The following is a 20222-nucleotide window of genomic DNA, read 5'->3' on the forward strand; positions in this document are numbered from 1 at the left end:
GAATAAACCCGGGAAGACTTTACGCCGTCAGCTTACCGCCCCGTGGCATTGCTTGTATTTTTTGCCGCTGCCGCAGGGGCAGGGGGCGTTGCGCGGCGTGTGCGACCAGGTGGCGGGGTCGTTTTCATCGAACTGCACGCGCGTGGGCGTGATGCGGCCGGGCACGGGGGCGCTATCATCTTCCCCGACCGCGCTGCCCGGCGTTTCGTGCACTTCCTGCATCAGCTGCTGGCGCTGCCGCTGCTGTTCGGCCAGCTCTTCCACGCTCGGCATGCGCAATTCAGCCAGCATCAGCACGCGCGTGAGCATGGCGCGCAGGCTATCGAGCATGGTCTGGAACAATTCGAACGCTTCGCGCGTATATTCGTTGAAGGGGTCGCGCTGGCCGTAACCGCGCAGGTGGATGCCCTGCCGCAGGTGATCGAGCGCGAGCAGATGCTCCTTCCATTGCTGATCGAGCATGCCGAGCAGCGTGGCCTTTTCCGCCCGCTGCCAGTTTTCGAGCCCGATCTGTGCCGCCTTGTGCGCAATTTTATCGTCCGCCGCCGCGATCATGCGCTCCATGATTTCGCGCGACGCGATGCCTTCTTCCTTGGCCCATGCATCGAGCGGCAAATCGAGCCCGAGCGTATCGCGCGCCTGTTCGGCCAGCCAGGGCATGTCCCATTGTTCGGGGTATGAATTTTCCGGGATCGCGCGCGAAACCATGGTTTCGATCACGTCGGCGCGCATATCGCGCAGCGTGTCGGAAACATGGCCCGCCGCCATGACCTCGCGCCGCTGTTCGTAGATAGCCTTGCGCTGGTCGTTCATGACGTTGTCGTACTTTAAAAGGTTTTTACGGACATCGAAGTTGCGCGCCTCCACCTTTTCCTGCGCCTTCTCGAGCGCGCGGTTGATCCACGGGTGCGCGATTTTTTCGCCGTCCTTGAGGCCGAGCCGGGCCAGCACCGGCTCCATGCGGTCGGAGCCGAAAATGCGCATCAGGTCATCTTCGAGGGAAAGAAAGAATTTCGATGCACCGGGATCGCCTTGCCGGCCGGAACGGCCGCGCAGCTGGTTATCGATGCGGCGGGATTCGTGCCGCTCGGTGCCGATCACGAACAGGCCGCCCGCGCCGCGCACTTTTTCCCGCGCCGCGTCAACCTCGGCGCGTATCTTTGCCGTGCGCGCGGCGCGCGCGGTTTCGTCGGTGATGCCTTCAAGTTCCAGCGCCAGGCGCGCATCGATATTGCCGCCGAGCTGGATGTCGGTGCCGCGGCCCGCCATGTTGGTGGCGATGGTGACGGCGCCCGGCTGCCCGGCCAGCGCGATGATGCTGGCTTCCTTTTCGTGGTGGCGGGCATTCAGCACATTGTGGGCCACGCCTTTTTTCGTCAGAAGGCCGGAGAGAAGCTCGGATTTTTCGATCGACACGGTGCCGACCAGAACCGGCTGTTGCCGCTCCTGACATTCCGCGATCTGGGCCGCGATCGCTTCGTATTTTTCGGAAAGATTGCGGTAAACCTCGTCGTCCATATCGGCGCGGCTGACGGGAACGTTGGTCGGCACCTCGACGACATCGAGGCTGTAGATTTCCCCGAACTCCGCCGCTTCGGTCATGGCGGTGCCGGTCATGCCCGCAAGCTTGGGGTACAGGCGGAAATAATTCTGGAAGGTGATCGAGGCCAGCGTCTGGTTTTCGCGCTGGATTGTCACCTTTTCCTTGGCCTCGAGCGCCTGATGCAGCCCTTCGGAATAGCGGCGCCCTTCCATCATGCGGCCGGTGAATTCATCGATGATAACGACCATATCGTCGCGCACGATGTAATCCGTGTCGCGGGCGAAAAGCTTGTGCGCGCGCAGCGCCTGATTGACGTGATGCACGATCTGGACGTTGTGCGCATCATACATGCCTGCGCCGGGCGTCAGCAGGCCGGCTTCGGCCAGCAACACTTCGATTTGCTCGTTGCCTTCCTCGGTCAGCACCACGGTGCGCTGCTTTTCATCCTTTTCATAATCGCTTTCGCGCAGCCTGGGGATCAGCGCGTCGATCCTGGTGTAAAGTTCGGAACTGTCTTCGGCGGGGCCGGAAATGATCAGCGGCGTACGCGCCTCGTCGATCAGGATGCTATCGACTTCATCGACGATGGCGAAGTTGAACGGACGCTGCACCAGATCGGCGGCGGAAAACTTCATGTTATCGCGCAGATAATCGAAGCCGAATTCGTTGTTGGTGCCGTAGGTGATATCGGCGGCGTAGGCGGCGCGCCGCTCGCTGTCGTTCAGACCGTGCACGATCACGCCGGTCGTGAGGCCGAGGAAGCCATAGATTTGCCCCATCCAGCCGCTATCGCGCTTCGCGAGGTAATCATTGACCGTCACGACATGCACGCCCTTGCCGGCCACCGCGTTCAGATAGACCGCGAGCGTGGCGACCAGCGTTTTGCCTTCGCCGGTCTTCATTTCGGCGATGCGGCCTTCGTGCAAGATCATGCCGCCGACAAGCTGCACGTCGAAATGCCGCTGGCCGAGCACGCGCCGCGCCGCTTCGCGCACGGTGGCGAAAGCTTCAGGCAAAAGCGCATCGAGCTTTTCGCCCTTGTTGATGCGGGCACGGAATTTTTCCGTCTGCGCGCGCAGCTCTTCATCGGAAAGCTTTTCGATTTCCGGCTCCAGCGCGCCTATGGCGGCGACCTTGCGGTCGAAGCCGCGCAGGACACGATCGTTATGGGAACCGAAGACGGCGCGGGCAAGGGAAGCGAACATTATAACTCCGTAATCACATAGAGCGGATGCCTTCGCGCGGGCGCGGCGGCACCGCCGATCAGGCGGGCGACCATAGCGGAAACCGGCCCCGAATCAAAGCAGCGCAGCCCGATATAGGTACGAAAGTCCTTGTTTTACAGAGGGTTGGGGGCGGGCGGATAATTTCTTATTTATTTTCATGGCCTTACGATAAAAAAGAACTATATAAGGGCCGCATAAAAAGAGGCCGTATTTAGCCGGAAGTTATTTCGCATGAGCGTTCAACCTGCATCCTATTTAGCCGCCGCCGGTGAAGTTTCCGATCAAGCCGGTGCCGGGAAGTCCTTGCGCGAAGCGGGGCTGGTTCTTTTCGACTTCGACGGCACGCTGGTCGATGCCGCGGAAAAAGAAACCTTCGAACTTGTCATGAGGACTGTTGAAACGGAACTCAAGGACATGGGATTTGATGCCAATTTTTCCGGCATTGATCCCATGCAGTTTTCGGGCTGGGCTACCGAAGCCATGGTCGAATACCTGGTTCATGGTATCAATGTAAGTGCGGAACAGAAGAAACAGATTATCGATACGGTGCACACGGCGCGCATCGACCAGAGACCGAGCGCGAATGTTAAGGCGGTCGCGCAGGCGGAAGAATATCTGCAGTTTCTGAAGGAACAGGGTATTCCCTTTGCCATTGTTACCAACAGTAAATATCAACGCGTCGTGAATTACCTGCGCCATGTCGGGCTGCTGAAATATTTCGAGCATAAGGGTGACGCGGCTTCGCGCGCCGGGCCCTTGCCGCCATACCGTATCGTCAGCGCCTACGATCATTGTCAGAATATCGGCAAGCCCGATGGCCTGCCATATGCTGAAGCGCGCATGCGTTATGGGCCGCGGGTTGCGGCAAATCAGATTGTGGCGTTTGAGGATTCTTCCAGCGGCGTAAGATCGGCCCGCAACGCCGGGATCACAAACGTCATGGGCATGACGGTATGCAGCCAGATCGCGAACAAGCCGGCGCATGCGAAGAAGCTGCAAGACGCCGGTGCCGCCCATATTTTTGGCACTTTCCAGCAAGTTATCGATGCGCACAAAGGCGGCGGCGGCAACCCGGCCCCTGCAACCAGTGTTTCCCTTAAGGATGGCCGCAAGCTGCGGTTCTGGCCCCAGAGGAATTTCGGATAATTTAACCAATCCGGTTTATGATCGGGTTTCCTAGGATTTTTCGCTATTTCCGGCTGTATCCCCGTGTCGTACGCATGAGCAAACCCGTAATCCTGATCACCGGCGGTGCCGGGTATATAGGCAGTCATGCCGTTTGGGCGCTGGCGCGCGCGGGTTATGCGCCGGTCGTGCTCGATAGCCTCGTGAACGGCCACCGCTGGGCTGTGGGCGATGCGCCGCTTGAGGTTGGCGATGTGGGCGACGCGCCCTTCGTGCGCGCGGTGTGCGAAAAATACCGCCCGGCCGCGCTGATGCATTTTGCCGCCTTCATCGAAGTGGGCGAAAGCGTGAAGGATCCGGAAAAGTATATCGGGAACAATTTTACCAAGGCGCAGCGCCTGTTCGAAACCGCGCTTGAAGCCGGCGTGACGCAGGCGGTGTTTTCCAGCACTGCCGCCGTCTATGGCATGCCGCCGCGTGTCGCGCCGATCACCGAAGATACCCCGCTCGCGCCCATCAACCCGTACGGCGAAAGCAAGCTGCGGGCGGAACAGGCTTTGCGCGCGCTCGGGGAAAAGGGCATGCGCTCGGTCAGCCTGCGCTACTTCAACGCCGCCGGCGCCGCGCCCGAAGAAGCCGGCATCGGCGAAGCGCACTGGCCTGAAAGCCATTTGATCCCGCGCGTGATCCTTGCTGCGCTCGGGCTTGAACCCGCGATCGGGATTTTCGGTACCGATTACGCCACGCCGGACGGCACCGCGGTGCGCGATTACATCCATGTGCTTGATCTGATCGCCGCGCATGTCGCTGCGCTGCGCTATATGATGGAGGGCGGCGCGACGGCGGCGTGCAACCTTGGCACCGGGCAGGGCTATTCGGTGCGCGAGGTGGTGGATGCCGTTGGCCGGCATCTTGGCGCGCCGGTGCCGCAAAAGACCGGTCCGCGCCGCGAAGGCGATCCGCCGCAGCTGGTGGCCGATGCCGCCCTGGCCCGCCGTTTGCTTGGCTGGCAGCCGGAACGGGGGCTGACCGAGATTGTGCAATCCGCGCTTGCGTGGCACCGCGGCGCACGATACCGGGAAACGGTACTTTTGCCGCGCTACGGCAAGGCCAGCTAAGGCCGCCATAAGGCCTTATCCCGGGCAAGATTCCCCCTTGCTCCGCCCGCCAGAAACGTCTTAATGTTGCCGCGTTTGCCGCCTATGGCTGGAAGTTCCCGCTTCCCGAACGCACCGAAAGGACATACTTCAATGACCAGCATGCTGAAATTCGCCCCCGCGCTCCTTGGCGCCATTCTTGTGGCCGGCGCCCCGGCGCTGCCTGCGCGCGCAGCCGACAAGGCCGCCGACCCTGTCGTCGCCAAGGTCGATGGCGCTACGATCAAGCGTTCGGACGTTGTGCGCGAGATCAACACGCTCGGTCCGCAAGTTTCGCAGATCCCGATCCAGACGCTGTACCCGCAGGTATTGGAACGGCTGATCGCCACGCAGGTCGTTGCCGCCAAGGGCTACGCCGAGAAGCTTGAGAACAAGCCGGAAGCGAAGGAGCGCCTGAAGCGCGCCGAGGAACAGGTGGTCGCCGATCTGTACCTGAACCAGACCATCATGCCCAAGATCACCGAAGACAAGATCAAGGCGCGCTACAACGAGATTGTGAAGAAGGTGAAGCCCGAAGACGAGGTGCGGGCGCGCCACATTCTGGTGCCGACCGAAGCCGAGGCCAAGGAAATCATCGAGCAGCTCAAGAACGGCGCCGATTTCGCCAAGCTGGCGGCTGAAAAATCGAAAGACAGCGGTTCGATGAAGGAAGGCGGCGATCTCGGTTACTTCGGGCGCGGCGCGATGGTGAAGCCCTTCGCCGATGCGGCCTTCGAGATGAAGCCGGGCGAGCTGAGCGACAAGCCGGTTAAAACCGATTTCGGCTGGCATGTGATCAAGGTTGAAGACAAGCGCAAGTCTTCCCCGCCGCCGATGGAAGCGGTGCAGGATCAGATCCGCACCCAGCTCGGCAATGAAATGATGACCGATATCGTCAAGGGCCTTGTGGCCAAGGCGAAGGTCGAACGATACAACATCGACGGCTCGCCGCTGCCGCCCGCAGGCGCCAGCGCAAAGGCCACCCAATCCAAGGACGATCCCGGCAAGAAGAACTAGATGCCGGAAAGATCCGGGGGCGGGCGGCGCGAGCTTCCCGCCCCTTTTTCTTGCCCCTGTTCCTGGGGCAGGGGCAACAAGATAACAAAACAAAGCAACGACCGAGAAAATACGAGGCTGCCATGAAATATACGCGTTCCCCCCTTGCGCCCAAGGCGTTCCCCAAGATGCCGCAGGTGGCAGGCGTCCGCCTTGCGACCTGCCATGCCGGGATCCGCAAGAACAAGAGCCGGAACGATGCGATGCTGGCGGTATGCGATGCCGGCACGGTGATTGCGGGCGTTTTGACGAAATCGCTGACCGCTTCGGCTTCGGTGCTTGCATGCCGTACCGGGCTGAAGCACGGGAAGGCCCGCGCCATTCTTGTCAACGCCGGCAATTCCAACGCCTTTACCGGCAAGGCGGGCGAAGCCTTTATGAAAAGCGCGGTCGCTGCCGTCGCCGGCGGCGTGAAATGCCCGCCGCGGGAGGTGTTTTCATCTTCGACCGGCGTGATCGGCGTGCCGATGCCGGCCGATTTGCTGGCGAAAGCGGTGCCGGGGCTCGTGCACGGTCTTGGCGGCGCGAGCTGGGAAGACGCGGCATGGGCGATCGCCACCACCGATACTTTTGCCAAGGGTTCGGTCGCGAAGGCGACGATAGACGGCAAAAAAGTGACGATCTGCGGCATTGCCAAGGGTTCGGGCATGATCGCGCCCGATATGGCGACCATGCTGGCTTATGTGTTCACCGATGCCGCGATCGAACAAAAGGCGCTGCAGGCGATGGTGAGCGCGGTCAACGAGCGCACCTTCAACAGCATTACGGTGGACGGCGATACATCGACCAGCGATACGCTGCTGGTGGCCGCCACCGGCCGTGCGGGCAACAAGGCGATCAAAAGCGCGGCCGACAAGCGCGGCGCCGGTTTTGCCAAGGCGCTTGAAGCCGTGCTGCGCGACCTTGCGTTGCAGATCGTGCGCGACGGCGAGGGCGCGACCAAGTTCGTGACCATCAAGATCGCGGGCGCGGCCAGCGATAGCGCCGCGCGCAAGATCGCGCTTTCGATCGCCAATTCGCCGCTGGTGAAGACCGCGATCGCGGGCGAAGACGCCAACTGGGGCCGGATCGTGATGGCGATCGGCAAGGCGGGCGAAAAGGCCGATCGCGATAAAATCAAAATCCGCATCGGCGGCGTTCTGATTTGCGCGCACGGGCTGCAGGTGCCGGGCTATGATGAAGCGCCGGTCGCCGCCCATATGCGCGGGCAAGATGTGAATATCGATGTCGCGCTTGGTATCGGCAAGGGTACTGCTACGGTATGGACATGCGATTTGACGCATGGTTACATCAGCATCAATGCCGATTACCGAAGCTGAACTTATAACCGAACGCCTTGTGTTGCGGACGCTGCGTGCCGAAGAAGCGCCGCAGCTCGCCGCGCTGATCGGCCATTGGGATATTATCAAATGGCTGACGGTGGTGCCGTGGCCCTATACCGAACAGCATGCGCACGATTTCATCGCGCAATCGATCAAGGTCAACGCTTCCCTTGCCGCGCCTTCGCGCTTCGCCATCACCGCGCGGGAAAGCGGTACGATTTTGGGGCATATCGGCATCAAATATATGGACGAAAATCCGAAGGCGGACGAAATGGAGCTCGGCTACTGGCTCGGGCTGCCGCATCAGGGTTTCGGCTATGCGGCGGAATCGATCGCGGCAATCACGGCGCACGGTTTTGCCGCGTTCGGCCTCGCGCGCATTTTTGCCTGCACGCGTCTCGATAACGCCGCATCGCGCCGTGCGCTCGAAACCGCGGGCTACCGTTATATCGGCGAACAAAAACCGCCGCAGCGCCATGGCCGTTTGCGCGGCGACGACGGCGTGCACGCCTATGAAATAACCGCCGAAAGCGCCCGCACATGACGGCCTGCATCGATGTCACGTTGCCGGCCGATGACGAGCGCACCCGCCCGCTGCGGCTCGTGGCCGCCGCGCTTCTGGTGGATGGCGACGGGCGCGTGCTGATCGCGCGCCGCCCGCCGGGCAAGGCCTTCGCCGGGCTTTGGGAATTCCCGGGTGGCAAGGTGGGGACGGGCGAAACACCGGAAGCGGCGCTCGTGCGCGAACTGGCCGAAGAACTGGCGATCAAAACATCGCCCGGCTGCCTTTCCCCGCTGGCCTTCGCGAGCCATGCTTACGACGATTTTCACCTTCTGATGCCGCTTTATATATGCCGCGTATGGGAAGGAACCCCGCGCGCGCAGGAAGGGCAGGATCTGGCCTGGGTCCGCCCGCGCGCATTGCGGAATTATGAATTGCTGCCCGCCGACTTGCCGCTCGTGAGCGTGGTGGAAGAACGCGTCTAGGGCGCCGCGCGGTTTTTCAGCAGATCCAGCGCGCCTTGCAGGATATAGGCCGCCGCCGCTTTATCCACCACCTCGTCACGGCGCTTGCGGGTCATGTCGTCTTCCAGCATGAAGCGTTCGACTGCCATGGTGGATAGACGTTCGTCCCAGAAAGCGATGGCGATATCGCCCGCCTTGCCAAGCGTAAGAAAGTTTTGCGCAAAAGCGCGGGCCGATTGCGCGCGCGGCCCTTCGCTTCCATCCATGTTTTTCGGCAGGCCGATCACGAGCCCGCCCGCACTCCGTTCCGCGATCACGGCCGCGAGTGCCGCGGCATCGGCCGCGAACTTGCCGCGCGCAAGCGTTTTGAGCGGCGAGGCGACCGCGAGGCCGGGGTCACATACCGCAAGGCCGATGGTTTTCGTGCCCAGATCGAGCCCCAGCAGGCATTGCCCCGGCTGCAGCAGGCTTTTAAGGTCGGCGATATTGCAGAGCGGCATGGCGGGTGATAGGTTCCGGAGGCATTTATTCCGGGGGGAAGATTAGCCCATGTCCATCGATAAAACCACCGTCGCGCGCATCGCCCGCCTCGCACGCATGAAGGTGCCGGACGAGCAGCTCGAGCAGGTCGCGGGCGAGCTGAACCAGATCCTGGATTGGGTCGCGATGCTTGACGAGGTCGATGTGAAGAATGTGCCGCCGATGCAGAGCGTGCACGATATGCCGCTGCGCTGGCGCGAGGACAAGGTGACGGACGGCGCGCGCGCAGGCGACATTCTCTCCGCCGCGCCTTCGCGCACCGCCGATTTTTTCACCGTGCCGAAGGTGGTGGAATGAGTGCGCTGACCGATTTGACGATGCGCGAGGCGCTTGAAGGCCTTGCCGCCAAAAAATTTTCCTCGACCGAGCTGACGCAGGATTACATCAAGGCGATGGAAAAGACGCGCCCGCTCGGCGCCTTTATCACCGAAACGCCGGACCTTGCGCTTGATATGGCAAAAGCTTCCGATGCGCGCCGCGCGAAGGGCGCGGCGGGTCTGGTGGAAGGCTTGCCGCTCGGGATCAAGGATCTGTATTGCACGAAGGGCGTGCAGACCACGGCTGCGAGCCGTATCCTTGAAGGTTTCGTACCCACATATGAATCCACGGTGACGGAAAAGCTGTTTTCGAACGGCGCCGTGATGCTGGGCAAGCTGAACCTCGATGAATTCGCGATGGGGTCTTCCAACACCACCAGCCATTTCGGCAATGTGATCAACCCGTGGTCGGGGCCCGACCCGGCGGGCGCCAACCGCAAGCTGGTGCCCGGCGGCTCTTCGGGCGGCTCGGCCGCCGCCGTCGCCGCGCATGCCTGTCTTGGCGCGACCGGCACCGACACCGGCGGTTCGTGCCGCCAGCCCGCGGCGCTTTGCGGCGTGGTCGGCTTCAAGCCCACCTATGGCCGCTGTTCGCGCTGGGGCATTGTGGCGTTCGCATCCTCGCTCGATCAGGCGGGCACGCTCAGCCGCACGGTGTGGGATGCGGCGCTGATGCTGCGCGCGATGGCGGGGTTCGACGACAAGGATTCGACCTCGGCCGACAAGCCGGTGCCCGATTACACCGCCGCCGTCGGCCAGCCGGTGAAGGGCTTGCGCGTCGGCATTCCCAAGGAATACAGGATCGACGGCGTACCGGCCGAGGTCAGCGATATGTGGGACAAGGGCGCGGCGATGCTGCGCGATCAGGGCGCCGAGATCGTCGATATCAGCCTGCCGCACGCCAAATACGCGCTGCCGGTTTATTACATCATCGCGCCCGCCGAGGCATCTTCCAACCTCGCGCGTTATGACGGCGTGCGTTTCGGCCAGCGCGAGACAGGCCGGAACCTGATCGAAATGTATGAAAATACGCGCGGCAAGGGTTTCGGCGCCGAAGTGCGGCGCCGCATCCTGATCGGCACCTATGTTTTGTCCGCCGGTTATTACGACGCTTATTACCTGAAGGCGCAGAAGGTCCGCGCCTGTATCCGCCGCGATTTCGAACAGGCTTACGAAAAATGCGACGTGATCCTGACCCCGACCGCGCCTTCGACCGCCTTCGCGATCGGCGAAAAACAGAACGACCCGCTTCAGATGTATCTGGAGGATGTTTATACCGTCACGCTCAATCTCGCCGGGTTGCCGGGTATTTCCGTGCCTGTCGGCCTCGGCGCAGACGGGTTGCCGCTCGGGCTGCAGCTGATGGGCCGCGCGTTTGACGAAGAAACGCTGCTGCGCGCCGCGGGCGCGCTCGAGCAGGCAGCAGCCTTCAAGGCCGCTCCGCCCTTCATGGCCTGATGAAGATGCGCGCGCCGCGCGGCTTTCTGGCCGGGCTGCTTGCGGCCTGGCTGGGGTTTGGCGTTTTTGCCTCGCTCGCGATGCTGGTGCCGGAAGCGGCTGTGGAAAAGACGCTGCAGGCAAATTGGTCGCCGCCGAGCGCGGAACAGCTGCACATGTTGCCGGGCGATTATTTTACCGAATGCGCGATGATGAGCGCAGCGATGACTACGGGCCGCAGCCTGTTGCACAGGGTTTTGAACCCGCTTTTGATGGTGCCGCCCGACCATTACTGCCGCAACCTTGCGAAGATGGTGCACAAGGAAGCGGCGCAGGTGCCTAAATTGAATGCGCGCTACTGGCAGGGCCCCGCGTTTTTGCTGCGCGCGCTGTTGCCCGCCATCGGCCCCGGCGGCATGCGGCTTTGTTACCTTTGGCTCACCATCACCGGCATCGGTTTTTTTCTTTTGGCGGCGCGGCGGCACCCGGCGCTGGTGGTCGTTGCGGGTACGCTGTTTGCGGGTTGCTTCGCGTTCGCGCATTGGGGCGGGATGCAAACAAACCTCGCACATGCGCCGGTTTTTATAATCGCGCCGTGGCTGCTTGGCGTTTGCCTGCTGCGCGAAAAACGTGCGGCAGACGCGGCGCGGCGGGAATATGTGTGGCTCGCGGGCGCGGGCGCGCTCGGCGCGCTCACGGCGTTCTTCGATATGCTGTTCGGCGGGATACCTTTCAACCTTATGCTGCTTATGCTTACGCTTTCATTGCGTCATGATGCGCGCTTCAGTGATGCGTTTGCGGGCGCGCTTGCGTTTGCGGCCGGATTGGGCGCGACGATTTTGCTGAAGCTTGTCGCGGTCGCGGCGCTGATGGGCGATACAGTATTCATCAATAATTTCTTCGATCATTTGCTTTATAGAATGCAGGGCGTGGACACGGGCGAAGAAAAAGCCCTTTACGCCACCCCGGTCGAAGCGCTTTTGACCTATCAGCCCGGTTTTGCCGCGCTGCCCTGGATGGGCGCGTGGCTTTACGGCGCTATCATGGCCGCGGGCGGGGCGGCCGCGATCGGGCTGCCCGTGATTTTCGGGTCGCGGCCCACCCCTTCGCCAATATGGCGGCTGTATGGAAGCGGCATGCTTGCGGTGCTTGTGTTTCCGGCCTGGTACATGGTTTTTGCCAACCACACGCTGCATCACCCGCATTTTATGCTGCGTTTCGCGCTGCTTGCCCCGCTTGCCGCGCTTGCGCTTGCCGCGCTGCTGTTATTCGGGGTAAAAAGCATACCCTCCGGCCGCGAAGCTGCTATGCTTGATAAAGGCCCCCTCGCGGCGGGACCGGGAAAAACAAGGCGCGGACCATGAGCGGCATAATCGAAGGCGAAAAAGGCAAGTGGGAGATGGTGATCGGGCTTGAGGTGCACGCGCAAGTGACCTCGGCCGCCAAGCTGTTTTCCGGCGCCGCCACCAGGTTCGGTGCCGCCCCGAACGACCAGGTTTCGCCGGTCGATGCCGGTTTTCCCGGCATGCTGCCGGTGATCAACGGCAAATGCGTCGAGCAGGCGGTGCGCACCGGGCTCGGACTCAAGGCGCAAATCAATCTTGAATCGATTTTTGATCGCAAGAATTATTTTTATGCCGACCTGCCCGCCGGTTACCAGATAAGCCAGTATTTGAACCCGATTGTCGGCAAGGGCGAGATCGTGCTCGACCTGCCGGGCGGTGAGGCGCGCACCATCGGCATTACGCGCCTGCATCTCGAGCAGGATGCGGGCAAGAGCATGCACGACCAGAGCGATAGTGAAACCTTCGTCGATCTGAACCGCGCCGGCGTCGCGCTGATGGAGATCGTGTCGGAACCCGACATGCGCAGCGCCGAGGAAGCCGCCGCGTATATCAAGAAGTTGCGCACGATTTTGCGCTATCTCGGTACCTGCGACGGCAACATGGAGGAAGGCTCCATGCGCGCCGACGTCAACCTTTCGATGCGCCCGGTCGGGGAAGGCAGGCTTGGCACGCGCTGCGAGATCAAGAATGTCAATTCGGTGCGTTTCGTGATGCAGGCGATCGAATATGAAGCGCGCCGCCAGGTGGAAATCCTGGAAGCGGGCGGCAAGATCGACCAGGAAACGCGCCTGTGGGACACGCAAAAGGGCGAGACGCGCGCCATGCGCTCGAAGGAAGAGGCGCATGATTACCGCTATTTCCCGGACCCCGATCTTCTGCCGCTGAAGCTCGATGCCAAATGGGTCGATGATATCAGGGTGACGCTGCCCGAATTGCCGGATGAAAAGAAGGCGCGCTTCGTGGCGGAATACGGCATCAGCGTCTATGACGCGGGCGTGCTGGCGGCGGAGCGCGAGGTCGCGGATTTTTATGAACAGGTCGCCAAGGGGCCCGCGGGCGCAAGGGACGGCAAGCTGGCCGCCAACTGGGTCACCGGTAGCCTGTTCGGCGCGCTGAACGAGGCGGGCAAGGGCGTTTCCGAAAGCCCGGTCAGCGCCGCGCAAATCGGCGGGCTGATTGATCTGATCGCCGATAACACCATTTCCGGCCGTATCGCCAAGGATGTGTTCGCGGAAATGTTTTCAACCGGCAGGGACGCCGCCGCGATCGTCGAGGAAAAGGGGCTTCGGCAGGTGACCGATACGGGTGCGATCGAAGCCGAGATCGACAAGGTGCTGGCCGCCAATGCCGACAAGGTGGCGGAATACAGGGGCGGAAAAGACAAGCTGTTCGGCTTTTTCGTAGGCCAGGTGATGAAGGCGACCGGGGGCAAGGCAAACCCGGCGGCGTTGAACGATTTACTCGGGAAAAAGCTAAAGGGCTGATATGGATATGGCTGTGAAGAAAACGACGAAAATGGCGCGCGCGAAAATCGGCGCAGGAGGCAGCGACGATATCCGGAAGGGTTTTCTGAATCCGCCCGACGATCTGAAGCAGCTAAAAATAATCTCGGCACAGGCCGTGCGCACCCTTTCCGAGGATATCAACCGCATCAAGCGCGGCGAATTACGTGGCAAGAAGCTGGCCATTGTGCTTGCCACTGGCGGAACACTGGCGATGCGGACCGAGGCAGGTATCCGCACACCTCATCTCGATTTCCAGCAGCTTTTTACCCATATGGGCGGCAACCTTGCCGAACGGTTCGAGATTCGCGGTTTGCAGGCCTTTAATATCGATAGTTCGCAGATGGATTATCGCCATACGCGCGAACTTGCGATTGTGATGACGTGGCTGTGGGGTGCCATCAAGGTGCCGTTTACCGGCTTTCTTGTCACGCACGGCACCGACACCATGAGCTATGCCGCCGCCGCGACCTCGTTGATGATGGGGCCGGGCATGCCCTTTTCGGTCGTCTATACGGGCGCACAGCGGCCGATGGAAGACCCGCTGAGCGACGTGCAGATCAACATACGTAATTCGCTTTATACGCTGGAATCTCTGCACGCCAAGAATATGGCCGAAGTGCTGATCGTGATGGGCGACCGCGCGGTTCTGGCAACCTCTTCGGAAAAGGTGAACGATACGCTGGCCAATGCCTTTGATGCGCCGCGCCACCATTATGTGGCGCGTTATAACCGCATGGACCACCCGGTGCCTTTGGCGGATTGGCTCAAGCCCCGCCGCCGCGCGCCGTTCAAGCCCACAATCTGGCAGGGCGACCATTCTCATACGCTGGTGGTCAAATCCACGCTGGGGCTTGATCCGAAAATGGTGACGCATCAAATCGAACAGCCTTCCGTGCGATCGGTCATTCTGTATTCGTTCGGTGCCGGCACGGTGCACGAAGATATTATCGCCGCCACGGTGGAACCCGCCAAGCGACGCGGCATACCCGTTTTTGTGGTCAACCCCGTGCATGCCGATTACCGCGTCGAATATCTTTCCAGTTTCAAGGCCGTGCGCATGGGCGCGACCCCGCTGGATATGACGCTTTCAAGCGCGCTCGCGAAAACCGAGATTGCGCTGCGCCTGCATGGCGGAGACGCCAAGGCGATGGCCCGTTTCATGACGCAAAACTATGTCGGCGAAGTGCCCACACAGCTATCGCGCTTCGTGCCCAGTAAATAAATCCCGATTCTACAGACCTTGCCCGCACCCAGCCGAGCCATGACCAACGCGGTATTTGAAAACCACAAACTTCCGGAGTTTCTGAAGCTGTCCACCATCGGCGAGGCGCTGGAGGAGGAGACGCGCCGCCGCGACGCGATCGCCGCCGCCGCTTCGGCCGAACGCACGCGCGTGCTTACGCGTTGGGGCAGCTATCCCGTCTATTACAACGCGCTCAAGCACACGATCATCGAAGGGCCGGGGGAGGCTTATGACCGGGCGTATAAAATTTATCTTGAGTTGTTTGACCACGAGCTGCCTTTTGCGCCGGACGTTTACTATTATTACTTCGAACAGAATCACAACAAGGCTTTGCAGGAAAAATACGGGCCGTTTCAATATCGCGTGCTTTCGCTCGAAGATCCGCGCGACATGGCCAGCATTGGCCAGATCAGCTATCTGACCGTGCCGTTGCCGGAAAATTTCGCGCCCTATGCGGCGGCGTTGTATGTAGCGGTGACGTGTGTACGGCCTCAATCGCGTATGCCCAAGATGGCCGACTACATGATCAAGGCTGCGGTCAGTGATATATACGTGACGCTTGAAAAAATGGGCCGTCCGGTGCCGCCGGGCGGGCAAATCGCGGCTTTTACCAACCATATGCACCCGCTGGCGCAATCGCCGCGCGATTTCCTGGTGGATAGCATGGGTACCGGGATCGATTGCTTTGATCGTGATTTATGGTTCGGGCGCATGGGGTTCCGTATTCTCGATATTCCCTACCGCCGCCCGTCGCCCCGCGCCGATTACAGTGCCGAATATGCCTGGACGTATAAATATGCTGTGCGGCCCGCGCCGGGCCAAGAGCAAATCCCGGCGGATGTGTTCATGTATTTGCATACGCGCTATTGTGCCATGCGGCAAAAGCCCTTCATGCCCGAAAACGACAAATTCTATCAGGAATTAAGCGCCGAGGCGGCGCAACGCCCGCAGATCAGGCTTCTGGCGGAAAACAACTTTCAGTTCGCGCGGCTACGGCGGCAGGTGCGCGCGTGGCTGCATGAAAACCGCAAGGCGGATTTCGGCGGCGCGCTGGCGCGCAGCAAATTTTCGGAATTGCTGCGCGACGCGGCGGAATAGATTGAAGGAAAGCTCAGCGCGCCGCTGGCGCCGCCGGGCGCAACGAGATCTGCGACCTGTTTTTGAAAAGCCAGTATGCCCCGTACAAAACGACCGGCGCCAGAACGGCTGCGCCTGCCGTGCTTGCCGCCATGGCAATCAGTGCCCCGGCTGTGCCGCCTTTAAGCGCGAGATAGCCAAGCCCGCATACGAGCCCGGCGGCCAGCAGCATAACGCTGGCTGTATCGGATGGATACCAATGACGCCGTGTTTGCATGGGATGACAAAAAATGCCGGATTACCGCGCTTATGCGTAGGCGGCGACCTTGCGGCGCCGGCCGCGGCGCGGGGCTGAGAAGCTGCTCAGCACGCCGCTTTCGGCAAGGCGTGCGCCGCGCAGCTCGGAAAGACAGCGCTGGAGCATAACCATTTCGCGCATATCGTCGCGATCGGAAACCTGCATGGTGCTCAGTTTGATCTCGACCAGGTCAATCAGCATCTGCATCGATTCTTTTGACATGGCCATGGTGCGATCCTTCCAAAATGGATTGTTGAAATACATTTTGCCTGCGCCGCATTTCCCCGCGGCCCGGCCCAATGCTTGTGTTACGCAATGTGTTCATCTTGCGGCAAAAACCTTAAAATTGCGTTACGTCTTTATCTTAAATATTGGATTTTATTCAAATTTTATTAGGGTTAATCGCGCTTCACCATGCCGCGCCGATTGCCGTGGTTTTTCAACTCCGCGTGCTGCACGAAAGGATGCGGAAAACCGGGTTGCGCCGCCGGCATGGTTACAAAACCCCCCGCGTGCGTTAACCATGAACGCCGTTCCGGTGCTGTTTTGGCGGGTAACAAGATACGCAAAAAACGTTTGCTGCGGTGTCATCATGGTTAATTCAAAAAGAATGTGCGGAAAGAAAAAAACCAAGTGCGTATTCCCTTGACTTACATTCGCCCGGATTGTTAGAAGCCGCGACAGTTATTACGGGGCTTTTCATTTTATAAAGAGGATTAGCGATGCCTAATTTAGTTCAACGAATCGGTGTTTCTTTTGCAACATTGCTGGCGACAGTCGGCACGCCTGCCCATGCGGGCGGCGGTGGCGGTCATGGCGGTGGTGGCCATGGCGGCGGTCATGGCGGTGGTGAGGCGCCGGTCGATGGCGGTCTTACAGTTAATGTTAGTGGCGGCGATACGCTTAACGACATTGACCCCGAAGCGACTGCGCGCAGCACCGGTATCGGCACCGTGACGACTAGAAGCTATGCCTTTGGTGCGCCGGGCGGCGCCAGTGCGAGCGTTGATGCGAGCGATCTTGCCGCTGTTGCGCTTGAGCAATGCGGCACGGCAACCCAGACCGTTTTGCCGGGCCGAGCTTCCGGCTTTACGGTTCCGGTTATCGGTGGCGGCGTGAGCCGCAGCGAAACTGGGCAGGCGACCATGACGGCGGGTCCGGACATGCATTGCATCAGTGCAGTGCTTGACAGCGCCGAGCGTATCGAAGGCGTGCGCGCGGCCGCCGCAATTTCGTTGAAAACCTGCGCAGCCGCGCCACGGTTGCCAGCGCGCTTGCCACCGGCAGTGGCCCGTGCATGGACAGGTTTGTTGCGGCCACCCAGCTTGGCGGCGAAGAGCCGGCAGTGGCTCTTGCGACATACCGGCAGTGTGCCGCTGCGCAGGGCCGGCGTGTGCCTGATGCTGTGGTTGCTCCGGTCGCGCCCACCGCGCGGATTGAGCTGCGTGTTTGCACAACGGCATGTCCGACAGAAGGCCCCGGCGAATAAAAACTGAATGGTTCGTGTCCGCCCCTTTTGTGGGGCGGCACGACTTTTATTAAAACAATTATAAGGCGTAGCCGCGATGCGTAGCCGCCCTTTATTGCGCACGGCCGCGGTTGCGGTGTTATTCAGCGTTGCCGGATTTTTTCTGTGCGGCCACGCTTCCCGCTTCGCTCGCGTTCGCAGGCACCATAGGCGTCGCAATGGCGGTCAGCGCGCTGGCGGGCGGCATTGCAAGGCTGGTCACGGCTGCGCTTACGCCGGGCGAACGCAAGGAAGGCTGGTGGTGGAAATCGTTCGCCGGCGGCCTGTTGCCGGGCGCGATCGGCGGCGGCATCGGCTTCTCGGTCATGGATTTCCTGAGCGCGGACGGATTCCTGCACGGCTTATTCGCGCCAAACGAAGCGCCTGTTCCGCCGCTCATTGCGCCGGGCCCGGAAGCGGATGTAACAAGCGGCGCGGCATTGGTCGAAGTCGCCGCAAGCGGCGCGCTGCCGACCGGGCTTGAAGGCGTTCTGACGGTCGATCAGTTCGCCGCGCTTTCACCCGAATTACAGGCGCTTGCAAATGCAGGCGACCCGGCATCCATGGTTGAATTCAGCAAGGAAGCTTCGTTCCATCTTCTCAATCACGCCGGCGGCGATGAAGCCGCGCGCCGCGCCGGGGCGGCGCTGATCCAGCGCGGGCTCGAAGTTGCGCAGCAGGGCGATGTTCACAACATTTTCACCCGCATGCTTGCCGCCGATATGGCCTATATAAGGGGCGCACGTGAATTCGTGGGCTTGATCCCGCAACCGCACTAGATTTCCGCTTCCTGCTTGCCTTTTTGTTTCCGTCCGGGCTTGTATGGTGTGTAACCGACCGGGGTGCCGTATGATATCCAAGCCCGTGTGTTTTCTTGTTTCTTTGTTTCTGCTTGTTGCGCCTGCAGTGCCCGTGCGCGCGGATGAGGCGGTGCGCGATGTTTCCTATGGGCCGGACAAGGCGCAACGCATGGATGTTTATGTGCCCGAAGCGGCCCGCGCAAACGGCCGTGCACCGGTTATTCTGATGGTGCATGGCGGCGGTTGGCGCATCGGCGACAAAGATTCGCGCGGTGTCGTGAAAAACAAACGCGCCTATTGGGGTGCCCGCGGCTTCATCTTTATTTCCGTGAATTACCGCGTGTTGCCCGATACGCCGGTTTCGCAGCAGCTTGAAGATATCGCCGCCGCCGTAACTTTTGCGCAAGCGCATGCGCCGGAATGGAGCGCCGACGCCGCAAAATTTATCCTGATGGGGCATTCGGCGGGCGCGCATCTGGTTTCGCTTTTAAACGCCGACCCCGCGCCTGCGGTCAAGGCGGGCGCGCAGCCTTGGCGCGGCGTGGTTTCGCTCGATACCGCCGTGCTGAACGTACCCGCCTTCATGCGTGCGCCGCATCCAAAACTTTACGACAAGGCTTTCGGCGACGACCCGGATTATTGGCGCCAACTTTCACCCCTTCACCGTTTGACGAAGGATGCCGCGCCCGTTCTGCTTGTTTGTTCATCGCGCCGCAAGGTTCCATGCCCTGATGCGCACGTCTTTGCGCACCGCGTGCGCGCCCTTGGCATTCCGGCGGAAGTATTGCCGCAAGACCGTACGCATGGGCAGGTCAATGCCGATCTCGGCGAACCCGGCCCTTACACGGATAGCGTGAACGCGTTTATCGAAGCGCGGCTGGCTGCGAACTGAAGGCTTGTATTTCCACGCCTTTGGCGCGCGGCTCTTGCGCGGACGGCTATAAATTCCTATAGATGACCCTGCTTTCTCTCATGACGGAGAAGGGGTCGGCATGGTCATGACGCGGCGTATGTTCTTGCGTAATGTTGCCGGAGTTTCCGGCGCAGGCTTGGCGCTGACCGCCTTTTCTGCCCATGGCCCGTCGCACGCCTCTGTTCCAGCCCGCAACCCTTTAGAAAACGGAAAGGTTCCCATGTCGGCATATCCTTATAAGCTTCCCGATCTTCCCTACGCCGCAGACGCGCTTGCGCCCGTAATCGATACCGAAACCATGGGGCTGCATCACGGCAAGCACCATCAGGCCTATATCGACAAGCTCAATGGCGCGCTCAAGGACCACAGCGCGGCGCAGCAGCTTTCGCTGACCGAGCTGATGGCCAAAGTACAGGAAATGCCCGAAGCCGTGCGCGGCGTGATCCGCAACAACGGCGGCGGCCACGTCAATCACAGCATGTTCTGGCAGGTCATGGGCCCGCCGAAAGACGGCGCGAAGCCCGGCGGCGAACTTGCAAAGGCGGTCGATGCCGCGTTCGGTTCGCTCGATGACCTGAAAAAGAAATTCAACGATGCGGGCGTGAAGCAGTTCGGATCCGGCTGGGTGTTTGTGACCGTGGAAGCGGGCGGCAAGCTGGCCGTTACCGCGCGCCCCAACCAGGATACGCCCTTGATGGAGGGAACATCCGTCCTGTTCGGTAACGATGTATGGGAGCATGCCTATTACCTGACCTACCGCAATCGCCGCCCTGAATATCTGGAAGCTTGGTGGAAGGTGCTGGACTGGCCCAAGGTGGAAGCGCGCTACGCGCAGCTGAAGCAGGGCGAAACTATCCTTTAACCC

At 60.9% G+C, this 20222-nt stretch carries 20 protein-coding genes; 16 read left to right on the plus strand and 4 right to left on the minus strand.

The genetic code is table 11. The annotated features are described in order from the left end of the window. Positions 1–27: 27 nt before the first annotated feature. Complete coding sequence (gene secA, locus GC131_06640; GenBank protein ID MBI1273742.1) at positions 28–2748, minus strand: preprotein translocase subunit SecA; 2721 nt, start codon at positions 2746–2748, stop codon at positions 28–30. Positions 2749–3000: 252 nt separating this feature from the next. On the opposite strand from secA, the gene GC131_06645 reads away from it, so the two are divergent. The 6 genes from GC131_06645 (at position 3001) to GC131_06670 (ending at position 8395) form a co-directional block, all read left to right on the plus strand. After that, positions 3001–3915, plus strand: coding sequence for an HAD hydrolase-like protein (locus GC131_06645; GenBank protein MBI1273743.1), 915 nt, complete (start codon positions 3001–3003; stop codon positions 3913–3915). Positions 3916–3989: 74 nt separating this feature from the next. Next, positions 3990–5012 carry a UDP-glucose 4-epimerase GalE gene (gene galE / locus GC131_06650; protein ID MBI1273744.1) on the plus strand — a complete coding sequence of 341 codons (1023 nt, stop codon included), beginning with the start codon at positions 3990–3992 and terminating at the stop codon, positions 5010–5012. Between the two features lie 63 nt (positions 5013–5075). Beyond that, positions 5076–6047 carry a peptidylprolyl isomerase gene (locus GC131_06655; GenBank protein MBI1273745.1) on the plus strand — a complete coding sequence of 324 codons (972 nt, stop codon included), beginning with the start codon at positions 5076–5078 and terminating at the stop codon, positions 6045–6047. A 122-nt stretch (positions 6048–6169) separates the two neighbouring features. Next, a complete protein-coding gene (gene argJ / locus GC131_06660) occupies positions 6170–7405 on the plus strand; it encodes a bifunctional glutamate N-acetyltransferase/amino-acid acetyltransferase ArgJ (protein MBI1273746.1) in 1236 nt (411 codons plus the stop codon). Continuing rightward, the gene (locus tag GC131_06665; GenBank protein ID MBI1273747.1) at positions 7368–7952 is read left to right on the plus strand and encodes a GNAT family N-acetyltransferase; all 585 of its coding nucleotides are present in this window, start codon (positions 7368–7370) and stop codon (positions 7950–7952) included. Before argJ ends, GC131_06665 begins: the two co-directional genes overlap by 38 nt. Beyond that, positions 7949–8395 (plus strand): NUDIX domain-containing protein, encoded by a 447-nt coding sequence (locus tag GC131_06670; GenBank protein ID MBI1273748.1) that lies wholly within the window; start codon positions 7949–7951, stop codon positions 8393–8395. The genes GC131_06665 and GC131_06670 overlap by 4 nt, the downstream gene beginning before the upstream one ends. On the opposite strand, the gene ruvX is transcribed toward GC131_06670, so the two are convergent. Further along, a complete protein-coding gene (gene ruvX, locus GC131_06675) occupies positions 8392–8874 on the minus strand; it encodes a Holliday junction resolvase RuvX (GenBank protein MBI1273749.1) in 483 nt (160 codons plus the stop codon). The two genes, GC131_06670 and ruvX, sit on opposite strands and share 4 nt — an antisense overlap. Positions 8875–8923: 49 nt before the next feature. Here ruvX and gatC point away from each other — a divergent pair, with 49 nt between their 5' ends. From gatC to GC131_06705, 6 genes are read left to right on the plus strand one after another with little or no spacing between them, the layout of a single operon-like run. Continuing rightward, a complete protein-coding gene (gatC, locus tag GC131_06680) occupies positions 8924–9211 on the plus strand; it encodes an Asp-tRNA(Asn)/Glu-tRNA(Gln) amidotransferase subunit GatC (protein ID MBI1273750.1) in 288 nt (95 codons plus the stop codon). Continuing rightward, complete coding sequence (gene gatA / locus GC131_06685) at positions 9208–10689, plus strand: Asp-tRNA(Asn)/Glu-tRNA(Gln) amidotransferase subunit GatA (GenBank protein MBI1273751.1); 1482 nt, start codon at positions 9208–9210, stop codon at positions 10687–10689. The genes gatC and gatA overlap by 4 nt, the downstream gene beginning before the upstream one ends. Next, positions 10689–12032 carry a hypothetical protein gene (locus tag GC131_06690; GenBank protein ID MBI1273752.1) on the plus strand — a complete coding sequence of 448 codons (1344 nt, stop codon included), beginning with the start codon at positions 10689–10691 and terminating at the stop codon, positions 12030–12032. Before gatA ends, GC131_06690 begins: the two co-directional genes overlap by 1 nt. Beyond that, a complete protein-coding gene (gene gatB / locus GC131_06695; GenBank protein ID MBI1273753.1) occupies positions 12029–13498 on the plus strand; it encodes an Asp-tRNA(Asn)/Glu-tRNA(Gln) amidotransferase subunit GatB in 1470 nt (489 codons plus the stop codon). The genes GC131_06690 and gatB overlap by 4 nt, the downstream gene beginning before the upstream one ends. Before the next feature lies 1 nt (position 13499). After that, positions 13500–14741 carry a hypothetical protein gene (locus GC131_06700; protein MBI1273754.1) on the plus strand — a complete coding sequence of 414 codons (1242 nt, stop codon included), beginning with the start codon at positions 13500–13502 and terminating at the stop codon, positions 14739–14741. Positions 14742–14780: 39 nt separating this feature from the next. Further along, positions 14781–15860: a hypothetical protein gene (locus GC131_06705; protein ID MBI1273755.1), complete on the plus strand. Its 1080-nt coding sequence runs from the start codon at positions 14781–14783 to the stop codon at positions 15858–15860. 13 nt (positions 15861–15873) lie between these two features. Here GC131_06705 and GC131_06710 read toward each other — a convergent pair whose 3' ends face one another. Together GC131_06710 and GC131_06715 are read right to left on the minus strand one after the other, a co-directional pair. Continuing rightward, positions 15874–16116: a hypothetical protein gene (locus GC131_06710; protein MBI1273756.1), complete on the minus strand. Its 243-nt coding sequence runs from the start codon at positions 16114–16116 to the stop codon at positions 15874–15876. Positions 16117–16146: 30 nt separating this feature from the next. Further along, positions 16147–16365 carry a hypothetical protein gene (locus tag GC131_06715; GenBank protein ID MBI1273757.1) on the minus strand — a complete coding sequence of 73 codons (219 nt, stop codon included), beginning with the start codon at positions 16363–16365 and terminating at the stop codon, positions 16147–16149. A 494-nt stretch (positions 16366–16859) separates the two neighbouring features. Here GC131_06715 and GC131_06720 point away from each other — a divergent pair, with 494 nt between their 5' ends. The 4 genes from GC131_06720 to GC131_06735 all read left to right on the plus strand — a co-directional run bounded on the left by GC131_06720 (position 16860) and on the right by GC131_06735 (position 20219). Next, positions 16860–17633 (plus strand): hypothetical protein, encoded by a 774-nt coding sequence (locus tag GC131_06720; GenBank protein MBI1273758.1) that lies wholly within the window; start codon positions 16860–16862, stop codon positions 17631–17633. Between the two features lie 121 nt (positions 17634–17754). Next, entirely contained in the window at positions 17755–18423 is a 669-nt protein-coding gene (locus GC131_06725; GenBank protein MBI1273759.1) for a hypothetical protein, read from the plus strand. A gap of 43 nt (positions 18424–18466) precedes the next feature. Further along, positions 18467–19336, plus strand: a complete 870-nt coding sequence (locus tag GC131_06730; protein ID MBI1273760.1) for an alpha/beta hydrolase fold domain-containing protein — start codon at positions 18467–18469, stop codon at positions 19334–19336. 118 nt (positions 19337–19454) lie between these two features. Further along, entirely contained in the window at positions 19455–20219 is a 765-nt protein-coding gene (locus tag GC131_06735; GenBank protein ID MBI1273761.1) for a superoxide dismutase, read from the plus strand. Positions 20220–20222: the final 3 nt, after the last annotated feature.

The sequence above is a fragment of the Alphaproteobacteria bacterium genome, assembly GCA_016124955.1.
In the GTDB taxonomy this organism is placed as follows: Bacteria; Pseudomonadota; Alphaproteobacteria; order UBA9219; family RFNS01; genus RI-461.